The organism is Mesobacillus sp. MER 48 (genome assembly GCF_023714225.1).
GTDB lineage: Bacteria > Bacillota > Bacilli > Bacillales > Cytobacillaceae > Mesobacillus > Mesobacillus oceanisediminis_A.
This window is the reverse complement of the sequence record NZ_JAMAUR010000002.1, coordinates 1-20,816: the sequence shown is the minus strand read 5'-3', so window position 1 is coordinate 20,816 and position 20,816 is coordinate 1. Positions and strand designations below refer to the sequence as shown.

Genomic DNA, 20,816 nt, shown 5'->3' with positions numbered 1-20,816 from the left:
TCCTTTTGAGCTCACGCATTCGTTCCTTCGATGATCATGTCATACATATGCCTGGTCGGTTCAAGCGGAGTTACACCTAGCTCTTCCTCCAGTACGTCACAACACTTCCGATACCACCGGATTGCCTGTGGACGATTGTTTTTTCGATAATAGCAAAACATCAATAGTCTATACGCTTCCTCCCATGTTCGATCCTTGTGGAGGATTTTTTGGCACCAGTGGATGGCAGAGTCATAGTTTTCACGCCTAACATTCAGCTGTGCCAGTTTCTCGGCACTGCGCAAAAAATAGACCAGCAGCCTTTCCCGCTCATTGATGCACCAGTCTTCATATCTCCGTTCCGGGAGATAATCCCCATTATATAAATGCAATGCGCGCTCTAGTTCCTCTATTGATTTTTCGGTGTTCTTCTCTTCCAGACCGGTTTCTGCCCATTCTTCGAAAAGGCGTGAATCCAGCTCTATCGCTGCGTGAGGATTTATTCCATAACCAGTCCCATCCCTGATGACGAAAAACGGGGCTGCCCTTGCCTTACGTGCAGGTTCAAGGACATTGTTCAAAGCATTCAGCGCGACTTTGAAATCTCTGTCTGCATTTTTATCCTCATATGCTGGCCACAGAATCTGAAAGATATCTTCTTTCATCAAGAACTGATTCCTTTTTGTCAGGAAAAGCTGGAAAAGCTCTTTCGCCTTCCCTCTTTGCCAGCTTCTGTCCTCCACTTCCCTATCCCCAAGCCAAAGACGGAATTGTCCCAGAGTCTGAACCCTTAACGTATAGCCAGGATGGGCATTAAGGCGTGGAATTTTTAAATCCTCCATCAGCTTCTCCGTATATGCCGGAACAATTGAAAGCTTCATTGCCTGAATCAGCATCGGGGAGAGGATCTGCAAGTCCCGGGGGCCAAATGTCGTCTTCTTTTTCAGGAAAAATTCATATCCACCAGTTTTCATTCTTTTTAAAAAGCTGGCGAATGCCGTTTTGAAACCTTCTTCATCGCCTAATGTAAAATATTGAACTGAATCCCAGAATGACAGCAGCATTTTGCCATACTCATCACCGCACTGATAGAACAATTCCTCTGCTTTTCTCAGGAATTCGGCTGCTTCCTTGAACCTGTCATTGTAAATGGCCGAGATTGACATGCAAAGCGTGATCAAGGCAGAAAGCCAAACATCCTTCACCTGTTCCGTTTCAAGCAGCGCCTTTCTTCCAGCCTCGGCAGAACGCTCATATTCCCTTCTTGACCCATAGAGTATGCAAAGGCCCATCAGCGGTTCAGCCTTCCCTCTTTCGATGCTCAGCCGGCCCATAATATCGAGTGCAGTTTCATAGCATTTTTCTGCCATCTCCAGATCGTATTGATCAATCAGCTGAACAGCATGCCCCATTCTGATCCAGCCGCACGCCTCCACGAATGGTGCCTTGCTGTTGATCCCATGTTCAATGCCTGACTGGGACAGGATCTTCGCTTGCATTCCATTGCCTGTAAAAGCTTCAATCAATGCCAACAACAAGTCTGTTTCCCGATGGGATAGGGGCAGGTGGAGCTTATCCACTCCCTTTATATCCGTTAAAATCCTCCTGGTCTCAGCGAATCGGCCGGTCCTAAGGTAGAGACGAGCCTCAAGGTTCCCGTCTTCAATCTGCACCCCCATCGCCCTCGCCCGTTCAATCCATTTTTCAGCTTTCACTGCCTGTCCGGAATTGATCAGGTTTTCGGCAAGCAGCCTGTACAGTCTTCCTGTTTCCTTGGCTGTGCCCTCGAGCTTTGCTGTTTCCCTGAGTTCGATTGCCCTGGCCAAAATACGTTCCGCTTTCAGAGGCTGAATTGTATCAAGATATATTTTTGCTTTTCCTTCAAGCGCTCTGCTTTCCCACTCCACATTGCCGGTACTCTCAGCTGTCTGGATCGCTTTTTCATAACATCTTTCCGCCTGCTGGTACATGGACCGGTAGCGATAAACCTCACCTTCCAGGAATAATAGGGAACAATAGCGCTCTTTATTTTCCTGTGGGATTTTTACCAGCCGCTCCTGCAGATTCTCGAGTTTGCCCCTCTCAAGGAGTTCCAATCCCTGTTCATCCATAATCGCTGCTGCTGCATTATATTGGCCGGCCTTTTCATAGCAGTATAAAGCTTCTTCCCACTGTCCGTTCTTTTCAAAATAACGTCCACTGATCAAAATCAAATAATGGTAATGCTCTGGCCGGTTTGTGAGCAGCCGATTCTCGAGGAACTCACGGAAAAGAGCATGATAGCGGAATTGGTTCTCGCCAACTTGATGAATGAACAGGTTTTTCGCTGCCAGCTGCTGCAGCATCTGGACTGAACCGTTCATGCCAAGGATGTGATCACATACTTCAGAGCTGATTTCTTCGAAAATGCAGGTCTGCTCGAGGAACTGCTGAATCATCGGAGGCTGTTTTGAGAATACTTCATGAACCAGGTATTGAAACAAATCCTCCAGCGACTTTGCAGGCTCCGTTAAAAGGTCATCAAGACTCTGAAGATGAGGCAGCTGCTGAGCAATCATTCCGACCGCGATGACCCAGCCTTCAGTAATGTTGTACAATTGGTCGATTTGTTCGTCACTGATTGTCATTTGATAATAGTCAGAGAGCAGTAATTCGATTTCTTCCTTGCCAAAAATCAAATCGCTTTTCGAAATCTCATTCAACTCATTCCTTGCCTTCATTTTGGCAAGAACCTTCCAACCCGGCTTCGTCCTGGTCGAAATGACGAGATGAAGATGGTCTGGCATATGCTCAAGCAGCTTTTCCATCCAGACATTGATATGGTAGGAATGTTCTATTGCGTGGAAATCATCCAGGATGACGATAATTGGCGCAGGTATTTGCAAGGTTTCGTTGATGAAAAGCGAAGAGAGCATGCTTAATTCCTCTTCTCTTATATAGCGATCCATCTTTTTCATATAGGCTGTTAATTCAAAGCCAAAGTCCGGGAACAAGGTTTGGATCGAAGCTGTCAAATAGGATAAAAACGGGAGAATATCGTCATCGGAAGAAGTGATGGTATACCAGCAGCATTGCTCGTTTTGGTCCCTGACATACATCGCGAGAGCGGTACTCTTCCCATAACCTGCCCCTGCCTGGATAACGGTCAGCCGTTTTTCGGTAATCGCTTTCATTTTCTTCGAAAAATCCGCACGCCTTATCCATTGTTCCTGCAAACTGGGGACAATCAGCTTTGTTTTGATCAATGGCAATGTTCCCTGCATATAATCTCCGCCCTGTTTATATTATAATGATGCTAGTCTAGCATACAAAATATAAAAAAAGACTCGAAATTTGACGAGTCTTTTCACATAGAAGCATATCTCAAAACTTTATATCCATTTCTTCAAGCGGCCAGTAGCGCAGATTGACCTTGCCAACCACCTGCTTTTCCGAAATGAAACCAAACTGTCTGCTGTCCCAGCTGCCGAGGCGATTATCACCAAGAACAAATAATTTTCCATCTGGCACTGTTTCAACTCCGGTCAAATCCTCGAGGGTAAAATCACCGGTCAAATAACCTTCTGCCGATTGGTCACGATACTGCTTCAGAAATGGTTCGGCCACTTTCTTTCCATTGATGAATAACCGGTCCTTTCGATATTCGATCCGGTCTCCCGGCAGCCCGATCACCCGCTTCACATAGTCTTCCTCTTCATTCGCATGGAAGACAATCACATCAAACCGCTCAAGATCATCCGTCTCATACCCCAACTTGTTGACGACGACTTTATTCCCGTCCTCCAATGTCGGAAGCATCGACTCCCCTTCAACGACGTAATTGGAAAAGAAGAAGATTCTTATGAAGACAAATAAGATAATGCCAAGCGAAAAAGCCTTGATCCACTCTGCACCTTCTCTTTTCATTGCTTCTCTCATCCTCTGCATCCACCACCTGTCAACCTGATCCTGTTTTCAGTCATCGTTTTTTTGAACACTCATATTCATTTTTACTTCAATTCTTTTGCCGATATACCACAGGATGGCAATTACCACCAGAACAAGGGCAGTCCGTGCCGGATTGGTAATTAAGGCACGAATATCATAGCCAACGAAGCTGATGGTAAAAATCATCACCATTTTGCCCGCTATGACAGCAAGCATATACTGGGCCATGCTGATTTTTGAAAGCCCGGCGACTATATTGACGAGGGCAGAAGGAGTAAAAGGAAAGCACAGCATCAGGAAAATCGGCCCGAAACCATGGCGTTCAATCCAATCCATCCCTTTCTGGACTTTTGGGTGCCTCTGTAAAAACCGGAGAAGTCGTCCCTGGCCATATCGGCGGAAAATCCAAAATACGAGCAACGCTCCGAGTACCGCACCAGTCCAGGAAAAAAGAAACCCAAGCCATAGCCCAAATGCATTCGCATTCGCCATGACAAATAAAAACAACGGCAGGAATGGCAGAAATGCTTCGAGCATCGGCAGCAAAATCCCCGGAATCGGCCCAAAGGAACGGTACTGGCTGAGCAGCTCCATAATATTTTCAATTGTAAACCATTCTTTCATCCATTCAACATCCATTGAAATCTCCTTGTCCAAACAACCTTCTGGGTCGGCAGGCATCTAAAATCTTATTTTCTAATTACCTCATAGAGTCGATTGTACACCTCTAATCAGCAGCCCGCAGTCTATTTAGCTAAAAATTCCTCCAGGGCCTGTCTGTTTGCTTCTAAATCAATCGCCAGCACTGCACCGGCACCGCTCACCCTCTGATCCTCGTATGACCCTTCAACCGGAATTCTCATTGTTTCAATATCCCGATTATCCTTTGAAATCAGGCCTTTACCCATCGACAAAATATCACCAGTATCCATATTGGTATTGATGAAAGGAGTAACTACTCCTACCAGTTTAGGAAGCTTCGGGAGCGTCTGGATGCTGGCAAACTCCTTGCCGACCTCTTTTATGACACTTTGCTGACGTTCGACTCGGCCAAAGTCTCCGACTGCATCCTGCCGGAAGCGGACATATCCAAGCAAATGTTTTCCATCCAGCCTTTGCACACCAGGTTCCAATGTGACACCGATTCCTTTTGACATTTGCTTTTCAACATTGACCTCTACACCTTCGGGAAATGCCTCATCAATCAGGCGCACGAATCCTTCGAAATCAACGATCGAATAATATTGGAGGCTGACATCAAAATTGTCCTTGATTGTCTGTCTCAATAATTCCGGTCCGCCAAGCGCAAAAGCTGCATTGATTTTATTCATCCCATGCCCTGGAATTTCCACATATGTGTCCCTCATAATCGAGGTCAATTTATAAGATTCTGTATCCGGATTATAGCTGGCAATCATGATTGTATCCGAACGGGAAGCTTCTTTCCCTCTGGCATCGCTGCCAATCAACAGAATATTTGTCAGTCCGTTACGGTCACGCTCGCCGTTAAAATGGTATTCCTGCTTATTTTGATTCGCAGCCTCTTCCGAATCATTCACTCCAGAGCGATACTGCATATAGGAGTAGAGCAGCACGGCCCCGGCCAGGAGGAACAGCAGCAAAAAAATGCTGGACCATCTGATTCTTTTTCTTTTTTTCTTATGCTGGTGCCTATCAGATCTCATATGAAAGTTCCTTCCGAGTATAGTTATTGAAAAACATCATCTATAGTATTTTCCTTCTTTCACTATAACCTTAAACTTTTCTGGTGAAATTTTCAAAAAAAAATCCGCGGCATTGGGATTCGCCGCGGGTTAGAAAGTAATCGTATTTTTACAGATGGCTATTAAACCAATCAACAATAGCTGCCAGTCTGCTCAAGCGCAAATTCGGCTTTCCGCTTCTTGATAGCTCATGGTTTGATTCAGGGAATCGGATGAATCTTGTTTCTTTCCCCTGTCTCTTCAAAGCGATGAAAAGCTGCTCAGCTTGTTCAATCGGACAGCGGTAATCCTTTTCACTGTGAAGAATCAGTAGTGGTGTATTGATTTTATCCACATATGCCAATGGTGAGTGCTTCCATAATGTTTCCAGATCGCTTAGGTCTGCCTTGATTTGCCACTCGGTAAAATAGTAGCCGATATCACTGACACCATAGAAGCTGATCCAGTTTGAAATCGAGCGCTGGGTTACCGCTGCCTTGAATCTGTCTGTATGGCCGACGATCCAGTTTGTCATGAATCCGCCATAGCTGCCGCCGGTCACTCCCAATCGGTCCTTGTCAATGAAATCGTAGTTTCCAATCGCATAATCGACGGCATCCATGACGTCCTGGTAGTCTCCGCCGCCATAATCTCCGCGCACGGCATTGACAAATTGCTGCCCATAGCCGTGGCTGCCGCGCGGATTGATATAAAGAACTCCATAGCCTTCTGCCGCGAGGACCTGGAACTCGTTGAAATAAGAGTTTGCATACATTGCGTGCGGGCCGCCGTGAACTTCAAGAATCAGCGGATACTTTTTGCCCTCTTCATATCCAGCTGGCTTCATGATCCATCCATGGAGGGGCGTGCCGTCACCAGCCTGGAATGAAATCTGTTCTGGCTGAGATAAAGTAATGGAATCCAGGAACTTTTCGTTCACTGAGGTCAACTGCTTCATTTCACCAGTGGTTACTTCCAGTTGGAACAGTTCCCCAGGAAGCACCGGGTTGCTGATCGCGGCAACAATCCTCTGATTTTTCCTGTCCAGTGTATAACCATATACATGCTGCTGATCGAGTAGCGCTGGGTACACTTCTCCATTTAAGTTAGCGAAATATAAAACAGTGTTTCCCTGGTCGGTCGCCAGGAAATATAGGCTTTCACTGTCATCACCCCAAATCAACCCCGGACTGTGGGCTCCCTGTTGGAAATCCGCCGCAACAGCGTCACCGACAAGGATATCCATGTTTTCCGTGATGCATTGCACATTCCCAGTCTCCATGTCCCGAATATATAACTGGCTTAAAGTGGCATTCTCAAATTCCCTTTCATGCCCTATATAGCCAATGTATTTTCCATCTGGGGAAAAAACTGCATTGCCAAAATAGCCTTTGCCATTTGTAATCTTTGTTTTGTCTCCTGACTTGATGTCCATCAGAAACAGGTCGCTCTTGAATGAAAAATCCCGTTCCGGCGACTCATCCGCCGACAATACAAGATTTTTGCCATCAGGAGACCAGCACTGCAAATGGTAGTCTGCCTCTCCTTTTGCAACCAGCTCCGCCTCTCCATCTACAACATTCACAATGACAGTCTGCCTGTACTTCCCATCCCAGAAGCCAGCAGAGTCTGATTTATATTTCATTTCCTCAGCAACGAACGGTTCTTGTTTCTTGTCATCCTTTTTTTCGTCTGCTTTCTCAAACAAATCCTCATCCGGTTTTAATGAGACGGAACAAGCAATTTTTTTACCGTCCGGAGACCACACTGGGCCACTGGCACCATTCTCAAAATCAGTCACCTGCATTGCCTCACCGCCAGCTGCATCCAGGACAAAAATTTGATTCTTCCCGCTGCGGTTCGAAACGAATGCAAGCTTCGTTCCGTCAGGTGACCAACGTGGTGATTGACTGCGGTTTTCCCCATAAGTCCATTGTTTCGGCTCCCCGCCTTTTTCTATATCAATTATGTATAGATTGGAGGCATAATCATTCTTCTTCTCCAACATCTCAGTCTGCACAAACACACACTTTTTACCATCAGGCGAAAACTGGGGATCTGTGACGGATTTCAATTCAAATAAATCTTCTGCCTTGATCAATCTTTTTTCCATCCTGCTAGCCATCCTTCCAAAGTAAAATTGATGCTGCTCCATTATTATTTCGTTAACAGAAATATATTTCCTGCTTCAGAAAGAAACTTTTTAGGTGCTTATTCAGCAACGCTGTAAGTTTACTGTCATTTTGGAAAAGATGTTAATACAAGAAAATTTTTTATCCTCTTGAAATCCTGTTCAAAATCCATTACGATAATTACGAACAGATGTTCTTATTTTATATTGAAGGGGCAGAGCAAAATGACAAGGATTCCTGAAAAAGACCGCGATATGATGGAACAGGCCATCTATTTGCCGATGGTGCTGGTCGTGCTCAATCGGGATCTTTCTGTCGTTGAAAATAGTCCATTTAAATTAAAAAAGCCTTATTTGGAGCTAATCGAAGAAACAATGAAAGCCGTACAGAAAGAGCTCGCACAAGTGAAAACCTACCTTAAAAAGAATCAACTGAAGGTTGAGGAAGTAAAACGGGATGATGCCTTCACCATGTTTCTCTTCATTTACAAAGGATACGAAGAACACCATAATTATTTCAATCCCCGCATCCGCAACAAAGTCCAGGAATTGATGGTACACTACCTTTTCAAACGATTTAAGCCTGCTTTGGGAACAATTGAAAAAGAATCCGGCTGACCAGCCGGATTCCCCTTAGCTTTTTAGTCTTTATATACCTCACTGACCAGATTGACATGAGGATAGCCTTGCGAGTCATTGAATTTAGGACCGTGCAGAAGGTACAGTGCTTTCCGTTCAGTTTCTTTCATCCGCTGCATGAATTTTGTGCGCAGCATGGATGTCCGAAGCAGCTGATTTTCGAATGAATGATGGGATACCGGCAGAATCCTGGTCTTCTTGTTCCTGAAGGTAACTTGTGTACTTTGGGCATCCACTTTCTTATGGAACAACACATGCTCATGTGATACCCAAATGCAGTCCGGCTTTGTGGGTGAGCTTGTCGGCATGAAATAGATGGAGCTTATAGGGTCGATAATGATCGGGGTTTTATGGGTGATCCCGGTAAGCTGTTTCGTTCCTTCTTTCCTGCCTTCATAACTGCTTCCAAAATATCTGCAGCTTTTTTTGATAATATCTATCGGCCTGAAAGGGGATACATACTCCTCCTCCAGTTCAATGACCCTCGAGTAAATCCTGCTGCCGTATTCTTCAGGTAGAATAATCATCGTAAAAGGGTTTATTTCATATTCTTCTACTAAATTCCTTGAGTTCCCTGTCATTCCTTCACCTCCTAAAAATACCTTACACCCTATTTTAACATAATTGCTAAAATTTTCTTTAAAAACAGATAAAGTTCCGTTTTTAGCCACAATTAATATTCTGATAAAAATTTTCTAAAAATTATAAAAATTTAGTTGATTATCTTTTCAATCCTCCATATAATATAAAAAAGGTCTAAGAGGTGAGGTCAATGAAAGAGAAATCGTATTCTGATACCATGAAGGCCAGTGTGATGAAACGCATAAAAGCCAAGGAATCATTTGTTCTGGACCTGTATGTTGACATGTTAATCTCAGAAATTCAACTGAATACCAAAAGAGAAAAATTGATGACCAGAATCGACAAAGCGATAGATGACCGTGACAAAATCCTGTTTTTGAATTTGACGGAAGAGTTGAAAGATCTCAACAAACAATTTGGAACTTAAATGAGTGAAATCCCCTATATCGGGGGTTTTTTATTATCTTGAAATAAAAATGCGTTTAATCCTTTTAAATGAAAAAAGAAACCCTCGGCTTGAGGGTTCCCACGGTAGCTATTCATCTTCCATTTCATTTCTCTTCTGAATTTCATACTCCTCAAGTCTCGAAATTCTCTCCAGCATGGTTGGATGGCCGTAGCGGAAGATTTTCACCAGCCAAGGCGGATCAACCTGACTGAGTCCCGCCTTCGTCAGTTCCTGGAAAGCAGAAATCGCCGCACCGGTGTTATCCGTCATTTCGATTGCGTACCGGTCTGCACGAGTTTCCTGGTAGCGTGACACAAGGTTAGAGACAGGACTTGCGGCAAACATGATCATCGATAGGAACATCAGGAACAACGGCAGCGACCTCAAGTCACCAGGATGCTCCAGTTTGAATTCCTTGCCCCATCGTTCGACTGCCCAATTCATCAATTTCGAGACAAAGTAGAGACCGAACAGGGACAGCAATAGGTATCCGCCAATCCCGATATATATATGTTTCTCCACGTAATGGGCCATTTCATGGGCCATTATGAACAAGATTTGGTCATCATTCAATTTATTCAATGTCGTATCCCAGAGGACGATCCTTGAATTGGATCCGATTCCCGTCACATAGGCATTAAGGGCATTAGTCTTTTCTGCCATATCCACTTCGAATACATGTTCCGCAGGGATTTTTGCCTGACCGGCAAGATCAAGAATCTTTGCCTCCAGCTCTTTATTTTTCAGCGGAGAAAAATCATTGTACAACGGATCGATCACAACAGGCTGCAGGAACATGATAAACAAAGTGAACGGCACGGAAACCAGCCAGGCAACCAGCCACCAAAAGCGCTTGAACTTGTTCATAAGCCAGTACAGGACAATGACAATCACAAACATCATTGCATAATTGACCCAGAAATCGATCAATTCGTCCTTCATCCAGGAAGCAAAGGACTGTGTGGAAATATTATAAGTCCTGGAAAGGGTGTAACTGATGTAACTTAGAGGGAAAGTCGCCAGATAGGCAAAGAATGAAAGCCAGATTAAATAGATCGCAGTCTGGCCAATCTTATTCTTCGACGTCTCTTCTCCCCATTTCTTAAAAGCTTTAGACAGCCCCAGAAGCAGAATCAAAAAGTAAAACAGCCACTCAAAGGGCGTAGACAGGAAGAATAATAAATTCCTGACCTTCGAGTATTCCTCGCTCAGCATAAGTTCTCTCCCGTTCAGGAATGTTGCCGGATCTGCCCTCGAACCCTCAAACTCAAATGGAAGATTACTATCAGCAAAGTAAAATAAATACCAGTACACCGCAAAACCATAGAGCACATAGGCGACCACACCGTAAAAACCCATCTTTCTCGCCATAGCTTCTCCCCCTTTACGTACAACCGTGTCTATAACTATTTTAATCCTTTGTCCCAAAAATAGAACAAGTTATTGATGACCGGTAAAAATGGCAAAAAAGTTCATGTAACCGAACCCTTAGTTAGCTTCTTTCCACTGGAATAATACCCTTATGAAGGTGGAGTGCCATGCATAAGGGTATCTCTCCGCTTGAATGGTACCCTTATAAGGGTAGTTTGTCTTGCATAAGGGTATCTTTCTGCTTGAATGGTGCCCTTATGGAGCTGGATTGGCTTGCATAAGGGTATCTTTCTGCTTGAATGATGCCCTTATGGAGGGGGAATGACTTGCATAAGGGTATCTTTCCTCCTGAATGGTGCCCTTATAAGGGTGTTTTGCCTTGCATAAGGGTCTCTTTCCGCTTGAATGGTACCCTTATGGAGCTGGAATGACTTGCATAAGGGTATCTCTCCACCTGACTGGTACCCTTATAAAAGAAAAACAGCTTGCATAAGGGCATCTTTCCACCTGAATGATGCACTTATAAAAAGAAAAACACCTTGCATAAGGGCATCTTTTCAAACAACAAAAGAGTACCAGGAAAGATCCTGGTACTCTTTGTTTTAATTAAGGAAGCTGCCGTCAATCAACGTTTTGAAGTCTGGTTTGTCTTTAAGGAACTTCAAAGCGTAGGATGAATCCGAGAAGTCCTGGATTGCCTGTGCGTCGACTTCAGTAGTGAAACCAATGCGTTCCCAGGCAAGCTCGACGACATCTTTTTCAAGCTCCTGGCCTGTCGTTTCTTTGATGTCTTTGATCGTGATTTCCTGAGCTTCTGCTGGATTTTCATTGATGAATTTCACAGCTTCTTTATGTGCATCAATAATTTTTTGAACAGTATCTGGTTGTTCTTCGATCATTTTGCCGGAAGTGACCATTACGGATGCAGGGAGTGTTTCTCCGAAGGATACTTCATCCCAGCCGATGACGACTTCTGCACCTGTTTCTTTTTCAATCACTGCTGCCCATGGCTCTGGTGCCACTGCAATATCAACTTTTCCCGACTTAAGCATCGCTGCGTACTGTGCCGGCTGGCCGGTAAGATGCTTCATTGTACCGCCGATACGCTGTGAAGTGATGCCTTCTGCTTCAAGATATGTTTCATACTGGACATCATGTGTGCAGCCAACTCCAGGAGTAATGAAGGTCTTACCGGCGAAGTCATCAGCAGAATTAATTTCGACTCCCTTTCTTGCTAAAACGACGGTACCGCCAGTCGATGCTCCAGCGATAATCTTAACATCTGCTCCTGTTGTATAGTTGTTCATCGCCGGTCCTGGTCCTACAAGTCCTGCGTCGATTTCGCCTGTTTTCAGTGCGGTCATGAATGAACCGCCTTCAGCGAAAGTTTTGTACTCTACTGTTGTTCCATCCCCAAGCTGCTGCTCAAAGTAGCCCTTGTCTTTTGCCACCATGGCAGGAACGTGGTTGATGTTAGGAAAATAGCCAATGACGATTTTTTTCTTTTCGCCATTCGATTTGGATGCTCCCCCGGTGCCGCAGCCTGCTAGAAGCACAGCAAACGCCATTAAAAATGCCAAAAATATCGAAGCTTTTTTCATGTGATTCCCTCCTGATTTTATGATTCAAGTCCCCAGCGGTTCAGAACAGATTTTTCGATACGCTGGAAAATAAGCTGGTCTACGATGGTACCGATTACGCCAATGATGATCATAACCCCAATAACAAGAGCCATGTCGCCAAAATCGGATGCATAACGGAGCGTGTATCCAAGGCCCGGTCCGGTGCTCAATAATTCCCCGGCCATCAAGGCTCTCCAGGCGAAGGCCCATGCGAGTCTTGAACCTGTGACAACATAAGGAATCGCTGCTGGGAAAATCACTCTTTTATATAAATCCCAGCCATTGACCCCCATGGTTTTTGCTGCCTTTATAAATAAAGGTGAAACATTTTTTATGCCCACTCTGATATTGAGCGTCATAACGAACGTTCCTCCCAGAACAACGACGAAGATTACTGCCTTCTCGTTCATCCCGAACCACATGATTGCAAGCGGAAGCCATACAATGCTAGGCACACTTTGGAGTGCCAGGACGACTGTACCGAGAGTCTCATCAGCCGTTTTTGATTTGGCTAGCAGGACACCAAGCCCTGTGCCAATCACCAGCGAGAGACCAAGACCGACTGCAAGACGCTTAAAGCTGGCAATCAGGTCATAAATCAGCGTCTTATCCTGGAAGCCTGTTATAAGGGCTTCCAGGACTTTTTCCGGTGCTGGAAGGATGATCGGCAGCCACCATTCAAGCTTGCTCCCTGTATACCAGAATGCAATGACTGCTGCAAAAAATATGATTCTTTTAATGTTTGGATTCATGTGCAAGCTCCTCCCTGATGACTTTGTCGATCTCCTTCTTCAGGAAGCCCATGATATATTCTTCAAGCTCGACCATTTCTTTTTTATGTTCATGGCGAGGCCTTGGAATTTCCACTTTGATATCCTTCAGGATTACGCCCGGCTTCGTCCCCATAACGATGATCCGATCTGAAAGCTTAATGGATTCAGAGATACTGTGTGTTACGAATAAAATCGTTTTTTGCGTCTCTGACCAGATTGTCTCCAGTTGATCATGAAGACGCGATCGGGTTTGTTCATCCAGTGCTCCAAACGGTTCATCCATCAGGAGGATATCAGGGTTCATCGCAAGCGCCCTGGCAATCGCCACACGCTGCTGCATGCCGCCTGACAGCTCATGGGGGTAATGGGACAGATAATTGCTCAGCTGCACCATCTGCAAGTATTTCTTCGCTTCCTCTTCAGCCTGTTTCTTTGGCATTTCTTTTTTTAATGGAAAGATGACATTTTCAAGCACATTCAGCCATGGAAACAACGCCGCCTGCTGGAACACCATCCCCCTGTCCTTTCCCGGCTTTTCAATTTTCTTGCCTGAAACCACTATTTCTCCACTTGTTGCGGGAGTCAGGCCTGCGACAAGTGAAAGAAGCGTAGATTTACCACACCCTGATGGGCCGAGAATGGATACAAACTCACCTTTATTCACTCCTAGATTAATATCTTTTAAAATATCAACCTGGTGATTATTTTTGTCTGCGTACTGTTTGTGGACATTGCTGATTTCTATAAACAATCTAATCACCCTATTCTCATAAAACTAATTAGTTTAGTCGGAATTAATAAAGTTAATTATAATCTATTCAATCATCTTGTCAACATTTCATTATTTTTTCGATTATCCAGCCTGTTTTTATTGGACATTCACTTTTAAAAAGAAGGGTGTTTTAAACTTTTCTGGAGATTTGTCTGCAAGGTGTGACAGCCACAAAGATTACGAAGAACCCTCTAAAAAAAAAGACCTGCACGTATGCAGATCTAGAAAAAATAAGAATATAGAGTCAAAATGGATATTGAACCGATGACAACCACAATGACGTTCGCTCCCATAAAGGCAACGATGAACGCGGCCGCTGCACCAATCAGGCCGTACCAGATGTCTTCCTGGATGAACAGGATAGCCGGGAAGATCAGCGCTCCCAGTGTGGCATAAGGGACATTCTTCAGGACGCCTTGCAAAAATGGCGGCAGTTCTTTACCCCGGAACATCACGAACGGAAGCATCCTCGGTATGTAGGTCACGACAGCCATGCCAATGATCATGATGATGATTTCTCTACTCATCTGCTTCTGCCCCCCTGCCTTTCTTGAATGTTTCTACAGCCTCTACAAGGACAGCAGACAATAAAGTAGCAAGGACAATGGCCCATCCCGTTGACATCAGTTCAGCCATCGTGAAAATCGAGTTGAATGCAGCAGCGAGTGCTGCCAAATAAATAACTTTCACATTGGTTTTCATCGATGGAACCAATAAGCCGACAAACATAGCATATAATGCGACTGACATGCTTTCTTGAAGGGTTTGCGGCAATCCTGCCCCGACAAGGTAGCCTAGCCCTGAAAAGATGACCCAGCTTGAGTAGGCAGTGAGATTCAAGCCGAACATATACCCGGCATTGACCGTTCCCTCCCGCGTGGCTGCGACCGAAAACGTCTCATCGGTAATGCCGAAGGAATACCCCATCCTCGCCCCAACCGTATCCTCTTCCGCCTTCTCATTTAAAGACGCAGACATGAGGAAATGGCGGATATTCACGATAAACGTAGTGAGAATAACTTCAAAAATACCGATTCCCTGCGCCAGGAGGCTTAAGGATATGTATTGTGCGGCACCTGCAAATACCAGCATGCTCATCATGACCGTCTCACCGAGAGCAAGTCCCGTTGTCTTGGCGATCAAGCCAAAGGTAAGCGCAACCGGCATATACCCTATCGCAATACTGATCCCTGATTGAATCCCTTTTTTAAAATCTGTTGCCTGCTTTACAGCCAATGTACTTTCCACGACCTTCCCGCCTTTCTATTAATATGTATAAATTACAATCCTTTAATCAATTAAAATATATTATACATATTTCCAGCACCATGGAAAAGTGTTTCTTTAATCGAAATATCTATTTTTGACTGGCAGGCTCTAGTAAAAAGCGAGTAGGTGTTCTCTCTCTCGTCATGTGGTTGATATAATGAAGAATCCGCTGATATATTGCAAAATGTGGTCGATATATTCAGAAATCCGCTGATATATCGTTGGATGTGGTCGATATATTCGGATATCCGCTGATATAATGCAGAACCTAAATGACTTTTCAAAAAAAACACGGCCGCGGCCGTGTTCAGTTACTTTCCTTTAAAATCGGGTTTCCGTTTTTCACTGAAGGCTGCCAGTGCTTCGAGTCTGTCTTCTGTCGGGATTGTGACTTCGTAGGCTTTGCGCTCTATTTGCAGGCCTGTCTGCAGGTCTCCGTTCATTCCCTGCTTGACTGCGTACTTTGCCTGCTGCAGTGCCACAGGCCCGTTCGCCAGCATCATTTCGGCAAACTTCATGCATTCTTCAAGCAAGCTTTCTTTTTTGACTACAGCGGTAACGAGGCCATATTCCAGTGCTTCTTCCGCTTTAAGCTTCCTCGATGTTAAGATCAGCTCGAGTGCTTTTGCCTGACCGATCAGCCTTGGCAGCCGCTGTGTTCCTCCAGCTCCAGGTATGATTGCCAGGCTCGTTTCTGTCAACCCCATTTGCGTCCCGGCAGCAGCAACGCGGAAATCACATGCAAGCGCGAGCTCCATTCCGCCTCCAAAGGCAAATCCATTGATCGCTGCGATTGTTGGCTGCGGAAGCTGGTCTGCCATTGTGAAGACCTCGCCGATTTTATAGATATTGCGTTTCACTTCCTCATCGGACAGTGTGCGGCGCTCCTTCAAATCAGCTCCGACGCTGAATGCTTTCTCACCCGCTCCGGTAAAAATCACTACCCTGGCCTCACGGTTTATCCTGATTTCTTCAATAACACGCTGTAATTCGTCGAGTGTGTCATAATTAAAAGCATTTAATGCTTCCGGTCGATTCAGCGTCACAATTGCTGCATGTCCTTCCAAATGGAAATCAATATTCCCCATTCTATCAGCTCCTTCTTCATTGACATTCTACCTGAAAAATAAAAATTCCTGCCAAATGCTGAAAAAGAGACAGGCACAGGCGCCTGCCTCTCTTTCTTAAAGATTACTTTCCTTGCAGTACCTGATTTTTCAGTGCTCTTCTTAAAATTTTGCCGGTTGTATTTTTCGGCAGCTCTTCAAGGAATTCAATTGCGCTTGGCACCTTGTATTTCGCAAGATGCTCGCGGCAATATTCGAGCAGCTGCTCGTCTGTCAGCTCAGGATTTTTGCTTACAACATAGCATCTTACTGCTTCGCCAAAATTCGGATCTGGTACGCCTAGTACGGCAACCTCTACTATATCCGGATGGTTGTACAATACTTCTTCGACTTCACGGGGATATACATTATAACCGCCGACAAGAATGAGGTCCTTCTTGCGGTCAACAATGTAAAAATAACCTTCTTCGTCCATGCGGGCGAGGTCTCCTGTATACAGCCAGCCATCCCTGATAGTAGCGCCTGTTTCTTCTGGCATCTTATAATAACCTGCCATAACATTCGGGCCGCGGACAATTAATTCGCCAACTTCTCCAGGAGCCACTTCATCTCCCATTTCATTGACGACCTTGTTTTCAACATTCACGATTGAGGTTCCGATTGAACCAGGCTTGCGAGGGCGGTCGAGTGGATTGAAGCATGTAACCGGTGACGCCTCAGACAAACCATAACCTTCTGAAACCATGACATTGAATTTTCGCTCGAAATTCTGAAGCAATGCAACCGGAAGTGAAGCACCTCCTGAAATACACAGTCTTAGTGATTTAAGGTCATCCGGATTTCCTTCTGGATATTGGAAAAGGAAATTGTACATGGTCGGCACGCCTGCAAATACAGAGGCCTCGTACTCCCTGGCAATCCGGAACACTTCTGCCGGGCTGAACCTAGGAACAATCAACAATGTTCCGCCATTCATCAATGGTGCATTAAGGGCAACGGTCAGGCAGAAGACATGGAACATCGGCAGGGCAGTGATCACCCTGTCATCTTCGTTCATCCTCAAGTAATCGCTTACATCCTGGGCGTTGCTGTACAGATTTTTGTGTGTAAGCATTGCACCCTTAGGCTTTCCAGTCGTTCCTGATGTATAAAGAATGATTGCAATATCATCATCACTCAACTCAGGACCTTTGTAGGCAAGGTCACCGGAACCAACAACATGTGTAAACGGTTTCAATTTCGAACCTAATGTGAGCTTGGACATTTCTTCTTCAGACATCTGGCTTTTGCCAGTCTCAGCAATGACAAAGTATTCGACATTTGGCAGGTGCTGATGCATTTTTTCAGCGAGTGGCAGCATCATGTCCAGACCGACGACAACTTTTACATCACCATTGTTCAGGATATAGCCGATTTCATCTGCGGTGTAAATTGGATTGATGGGAATGACTGTTGCACCGAGTCTAAGCGCTCCGTACAAACTGATGACAAAATGTGGAGAGTTTCCTAGCAGCAAGGCAATATGATCGCCCTTTTTTACCCCTAATTTTTCAAGGCCAGATGCAAACTTTGTGACGGACGCATCCAGTTCAGCATAGGTACTTGCTTTATCCATGAAAAAATATGCCGGCTTATTGCCCAGCATTGAGGCAGTGTGATGAAGCTGTGATGAAAGATTCATATAACTCCCTTCCCCCTTTGCGGTGAACTCAATCACCAAACTTAATAAAAAGTTTTCTAAATATATTATATTGAAAGAAAATTATGGATTCAAGGAAAATATGTCAGAATTCTAACATTTTATATTTATAAAACAGAAAAGGCGGTGTATCAACACCGCGTTCAAAAAGTTAATATATTAAGTTAATAAAGTCTTCTTTAGAAATATTTCCGAAATAATGTTTGATGTCCACATCTTCCATCGCACTGACAATCTGGGATTTCTCGTATTTTATTCCTGTCAGCTTGTCCTCAATCACAGTGACATCGCCTACACCAAAGAAATCTCCATAGATTTTGCACTGATCAATGATTCCCTTGTTGACCTCAAATCGGACATCTATCTGGCCGACCGGGAAGCGATGGGAATGCTGCAGGTTGAATTTTGGCGATTTCCCGTAATTCCAATCCCAATTCTGATATCTTTCTTTTGATAGTTCATGGATATTTTCCCAGTCCTTTTCTGTTAAGACGTACTCAGGAATCTCATCCAGTCCTTCAAAGATATTTTTTAACAGAAGGGAGCGGAATTCCTCAATTGTCACTTTATTTGAAAGGAACTCGGAAATATTTGCGACTCGGCTGCGGATTGATTTGATTCCTTTCGATTCTATTTTGTCCTTTTTTACATTAAGCGCCGAAACGACGCTTTCGATTTCTGAATCAAATAATAAGGTGCCATGGCTGAACATCCGCCCTTTTGTTGAAAATTGCGCGTTTCCGGATATCTTCCTGCCTTCTGCCAACAAGTCATTCCTGCCGCTTAATTCCGCGTTTACTCCCATTTTCCGAAGGGCGTTCACCACTGGCTCAGTAAACTTCCTGAAATTATGGAAGCTGTCTCCGTCATCCTTCGTGATAAAGCTGAAATTCAAATTGCCAAGGTCGTGGTACACGGCACCACCTCCGGATAAACGGCGGACGACATGGATGCCGTTATTTTCGACATATTCGGTATTGATTTCTTCAATTGTGTTCTGGTTCTTGCCAATGATGATGGATGGTTCGTTTATATAGAAAAGCAGGTAGGTTTCATTGATATCAAGATTCTTCAAGGCATATTCTTCGATTGCCAGGTTGATCCTCGGATCTGTGATTCCTTTATTATCAATAAATAACATGGTTGATTCTCCTTTTATAAGGTTATTTCAAGACCTTCCCTGGCCAAAGTTATCGGGCCGGAAAATAGTGATGAAGCTTCGGAAACGAGCTGATCGATTTCACCATAATGTGGCAGGTGAGTCAGTACCAGCTGCTTTACTCCCGCCTGATTAGCGAGTTTTCCATTATCATAGCTGTTCATATGTCCCGCACCCTTGCCGTCCTGGTTACCATAAAAATTGCATTCTGAAAGCAATAAGTCAGCCCCGGATGCAAAAGGAATGAACTCTTCCTTAAAGGAAGTATCCCCTGTATACACCAAGGACTTGCCGCCAGCTTCGATCCGCATTGCATAGCATGGGGCAGGATGGACCGCAGGGATAAAGGATATGGTGAAAGGACCAATTTCAAGCTTTTTTGACGGGTTGTAGGCCACACCCTTTGTGATGTTCTTATATGTAAGTTTTGCGAACTCTTGCTTGTCCTGTGTATGACCGTAAATTGGCAGCTGAGGGGACTTCTTTCCCAAAAAACCCTGGATCAGACGCGCGTGCTGCAGTACACCGATGTCAGCAACGTGATCAGGATGATAATGTGACAGCACCATCGCATCCAGTTCTTCAGGCTGCACAAAATTTTGGAGCTTCGCGAGAACGCCGCTGCCAAAGTCTATCATGAGCTTAAAACCTTCGTGTTCAAGCAAGTATCCGGTACTGGCTTCATTCACTTTAGGATATCCGCCCCAGAATCCTACTATTGTCAGCTTCAATTAATTCCCTCCTATAATCACACTTTTCTTTCACTATACTTCATTTTGCCCATTTTTTCACTTTAGCCGTTTTTTCAGAAAATTATGATTGACGTCATCTGTACTGTTATAATACAATGTAGTAAATAATATCACTGTACCAAAACAACTACTCGAATGGAGGGAACATCATGATTGAAAATGTTGTAGAATTCTTTCGTAATTTGCCAAAGAAGCAATGCATTGAGTGTGGAGAAACAATTGATGAACAGCATGAATGCTACGGAAATAAATGTGACGGATGCATGGACCCAGGAAAGTTTTAACCTTCGTTTTCCTTCCCCGGTTTTCCGGGTGTAATACAATCCCTTTCCCGCAGTGATAAAACTGCAAATGAAAAGAGGGTGTCCCAAAAGTATAAACTTTTGGGCACCCTCTTTATTTTTGAGACTGCTTGGAAAATAGTCCGTTGATTTCCGTTCCAGGCGCTTCGCTTTCCGCGGGGCTGGCGCTGAGCCTCCTCATCGCTTCGCTCTTGCGGGGTCTCACCTGACCAGCTGCGCCCGCAGGAGTCTACGCGCCTTCCACTCCAATCAACTCAGGTTTCTAAATTCATTTTTTGCGCAAAAAAATACAAGAAAATCCCTCTTTTGTTATAATTAAGTCACCACAACAAAACAAACAGAAGGAGAGATTTTCTTGTACAAAAATTATAACACAAACCAGTTGACCCTTCCAATGGACATTCAAGTTTTAATCCCTCAAGAGCACCTTGCCCGATTGATTGATTTAGCCGTCGACCAGATGAATCCCAATATCTTTCTCTCTCTTTATCCTGGTGGAGGCCGGCCGCCTTACCATCCTCAAATGATGCTAAAAGTCATTCTTTATGCATATGCCACCCGGATTTATTCCTCTCGACAAATCGCCAAACAGCTAACAGAGAACATTATTTTCATGTGGCT

The 20,816-nt window shown here is 44.5% G+C and carries 20 protein-coding genes; 4 read left to right on the top strand and 16 right to left on the bottom strand.

All coding sequences use genetic code 11. From position 1 onward, the window contains the following. Positions 1 to 11 precede the first annotated feature (11 nt). The 5 genes from M3593_RS06385 to M3593_RS06365 form a co-directional block, all read right to left on the bottom strand. Positions 12 to 3,242: an AfsR/SARP family transcriptional regulator gene (locus M3593_RS06385; RefSeq protein WP_251544194.1), complete on the bottom strand. Its 3,231-nt coding sequence runs from the start codon at positions 3,240 to 3,242 to the stop codon at positions 12 to 14. 100 nt (positions 3,243 to 3,342) lie between these two features. After that, the gene (lepB, locus tag M3593_RS06380) at positions 3,343 to 3,897 is read right to left on the bottom strand and encodes a signal peptidase I (RefSeq protein WP_251544196.1); all 555 of its coding nucleotides are present in this window, start codon (positions 3,895 to 3,897) and stop codon (positions 3,343 to 3,345) included. A 36-nt stretch (positions 3,898 to 3,933) separates the two neighbouring features. After that, positions 3,934 to 4,545 carry a TVP38/TMEM64 family protein gene (locus M3593_RS06375; RefSeq protein WP_144474473.1) on the bottom strand — a complete coding sequence of 204 codons (612 nt, stop codon included), beginning with the start codon at positions 4,543 to 4,545 and terminating at the stop codon, positions 3,934 to 3,936. A gap of 107 nt (positions 4,546 to 4,652) precedes the next feature. Continuing rightward, a complete protein-coding gene (locus tag M3593_RS06370) occupies positions 4,653 to 5,591 on the bottom strand; it encodes an LCP family protein (RefSeq protein ID WP_144474472.1) in 939 nt (312 codons plus the stop codon). Between the two features lie 148 nt (positions 5,592 to 5,739). Next, the gene (locus tag M3593_RS06365; protein WP_251544198.1) at positions 5,740 to 7,722 is read right to left on the bottom strand and encodes a S9 family peptidase; all 1,983 of its coding nucleotides are present in this window, start codon (positions 7,720 to 7,722) and stop codon (positions 5,740 to 5,742) included. A gap of 243 nt (positions 7,723 to 7,965) precedes the next feature. On the opposite strand from M3593_RS06365, the gene M3593_RS06360 reads away from it, so the two are divergent. After that, positions 7,966 to 8,358, top strand: a complete 393-nt coding sequence (locus M3593_RS06360; protein WP_144474470.1) for a YhjD family protein — start codon at positions 7,966 to 7,968, stop codon at positions 8,356 to 8,358. A gap of 23 nt (positions 8,359 to 8,381) precedes the next feature. Here the strand turns inward: M3593_RS06360 and M3593_RS06355 are convergent, their stop codons facing one another. Next, positions 8,382 to 8,960 carry a competence protein ComK gene (locus M3593_RS06355; protein WP_144474469.1) on the bottom strand — a complete coding sequence of 193 codons (579 nt, stop codon included), beginning with the start codon at positions 8,958 to 8,960 and terminating at the stop codon, positions 8,382 to 8,384. 191 nt (positions 8,961 to 9,151) lie between these two features. On the opposite strand from M3593_RS06355, the gene M3593_RS06350 reads away from it, so the two are divergent. Then, positions 9,152 to 9,388 carry an IDEAL domain-containing protein gene (locus tag M3593_RS06350; protein WP_144474468.1) on the top strand — a complete coding sequence of 79 codons (237 nt, stop codon included), beginning with the start codon at positions 9,152 to 9,154 and terminating at the stop codon, positions 9,386 to 9,388. Between the two features lie 108 nt (positions 9,389 to 9,496). Here M3593_RS06350 and M3593_RS06345 read toward each other — a convergent pair whose 3' ends face one another. From M3593_RS06345 to M3593_RS06300, 10 genes are all read right to left on the bottom strand, one after another. Then, on the bottom strand, positions 9,497 to 10,780 hold the full coding sequence (locus M3593_RS06345; RefSeq protein ID WP_251544200.1) for a M48 family metallopeptidase: 1,284 nt from the start codon (positions 10,778 to 10,780) through the stop codon (positions 9,497 to 9,499). A 602-nt stretch (positions 10,781 to 11,382) separates the two neighbouring features. Further along, on the bottom strand, positions 11,383 to 12,381 hold the full coding sequence (locus tag M3593_RS06340) for an aliphatic sulfonate ABC transporter substrate-binding protein (protein ID WP_251544202.1): 999 nt from the start codon (positions 12,379 to 12,381) through the stop codon (positions 11,383 to 11,385). 17 nt (positions 12,382 to 12,398) lie between these two features. Further along, positions 12,399 to 13,154, bottom strand: a complete 756-nt coding sequence (locus M3593_RS06335; RefSeq protein WP_144474465.1) for an ABC transporter permease — start codon at positions 13,152 to 13,154, stop codon at positions 12,399 to 12,401. Next, positions 13,138 to 13,926: an ABC transporter ATP-binding protein gene (locus M3593_RS06330; protein ID WP_251544203.1), complete on the bottom strand. Its 789-nt coding sequence runs from the start codon at positions 13,924 to 13,926 to the stop codon at positions 13,138 to 13,140. Before M3593_RS06330 ends, M3593_RS06335 begins: the two co-directional genes overlap by 17 nt. Positions 13,927 to 14,168: 242 nt before the next feature. Beyond that, a complete protein-coding gene (locus M3593_RS06325; RefSeq protein ID WP_214704987.1) occupies positions 14,169 to 14,474 on the bottom strand; it encodes an AzlD domain-containing protein in 306 nt (101 codons plus the stop codon). Continuing rightward, complete coding sequence (locus M3593_RS06320) at positions 14,467 to 15,195, bottom strand: AzlC family ABC transporter permease (RefSeq protein ID WP_251544205.1); 729 nt, start codon at positions 15,193 to 15,195, stop codon at positions 14,467 to 14,469. Before M3593_RS06320 ends, M3593_RS06325 begins: the two co-directional genes overlap by 8 nt. A 332-nt stretch (positions 15,196 to 15,527) precedes the next feature. Further along, positions 15,528 to 16,304, bottom strand: a complete 777-nt coding sequence (locus tag M3593_RS06315) for an enoyl-CoA hydratase-related protein (RefSeq protein WP_251544207.1) — start codon at positions 16,302 to 16,304, stop codon at positions 15,528 to 15,530. A gap of 103 nt (positions 16,305 to 16,407) precedes the next feature. Beyond that, a complete protein-coding gene (locus M3593_RS06310) occupies positions 16,408 to 17,964 on the bottom strand; it encodes a fatty acid--CoA ligase family protein (protein ID WP_251544209.1) in 1,557 nt (518 codons plus the stop codon). Between the two features lie 169 nt (positions 17,965 to 18,133). Next, on the bottom strand, positions 18,134 to 19,123 hold the full coding sequence (gene lplA, locus M3593_RS06305) for a lipoate--protein ligase (RefSeq protein WP_144474460.1): 990 nt from the start codon (positions 19,121 to 19,123) through the stop codon (positions 18,134 to 18,136). A 14-nt stretch (positions 19,124 to 19,137) separates the two neighbouring features. Next, entirely contained in the window at positions 19,138 to 19,872 is a 735-nt protein-coding gene (locus tag M3593_RS06300) for an MBL fold metallo-hydrolase (RefSeq protein ID WP_144474459.1), read from the bottom strand. Positions 19,873 to 20,042: 170 nt separating this feature from the next. Between M3593_RS06300 and yhfH the strand changes: the two genes are divergently transcribed. Together yhfH and M3593_RS06290 are read left to right on the top strand one after the other, a co-directional pair. Beyond that, complete coding sequence (gene yhfH, locus M3593_RS06295; RefSeq protein ID WP_144474458.1) at positions 20,043 to 20,177, top strand: protein YhfH; 135 nt, start codon at positions 20,043 to 20,045, stop codon at positions 20,175 to 20,177. Between the two features lie 373 nt (positions 20,178 to 20,550). Further along, a partial coding sequence (locus M3593_RS06290; protein WP_251544211.1) for a transposase occupies positions 20,551 to 20,816 on the top strand: 266 nt, incomplete at its 3' end.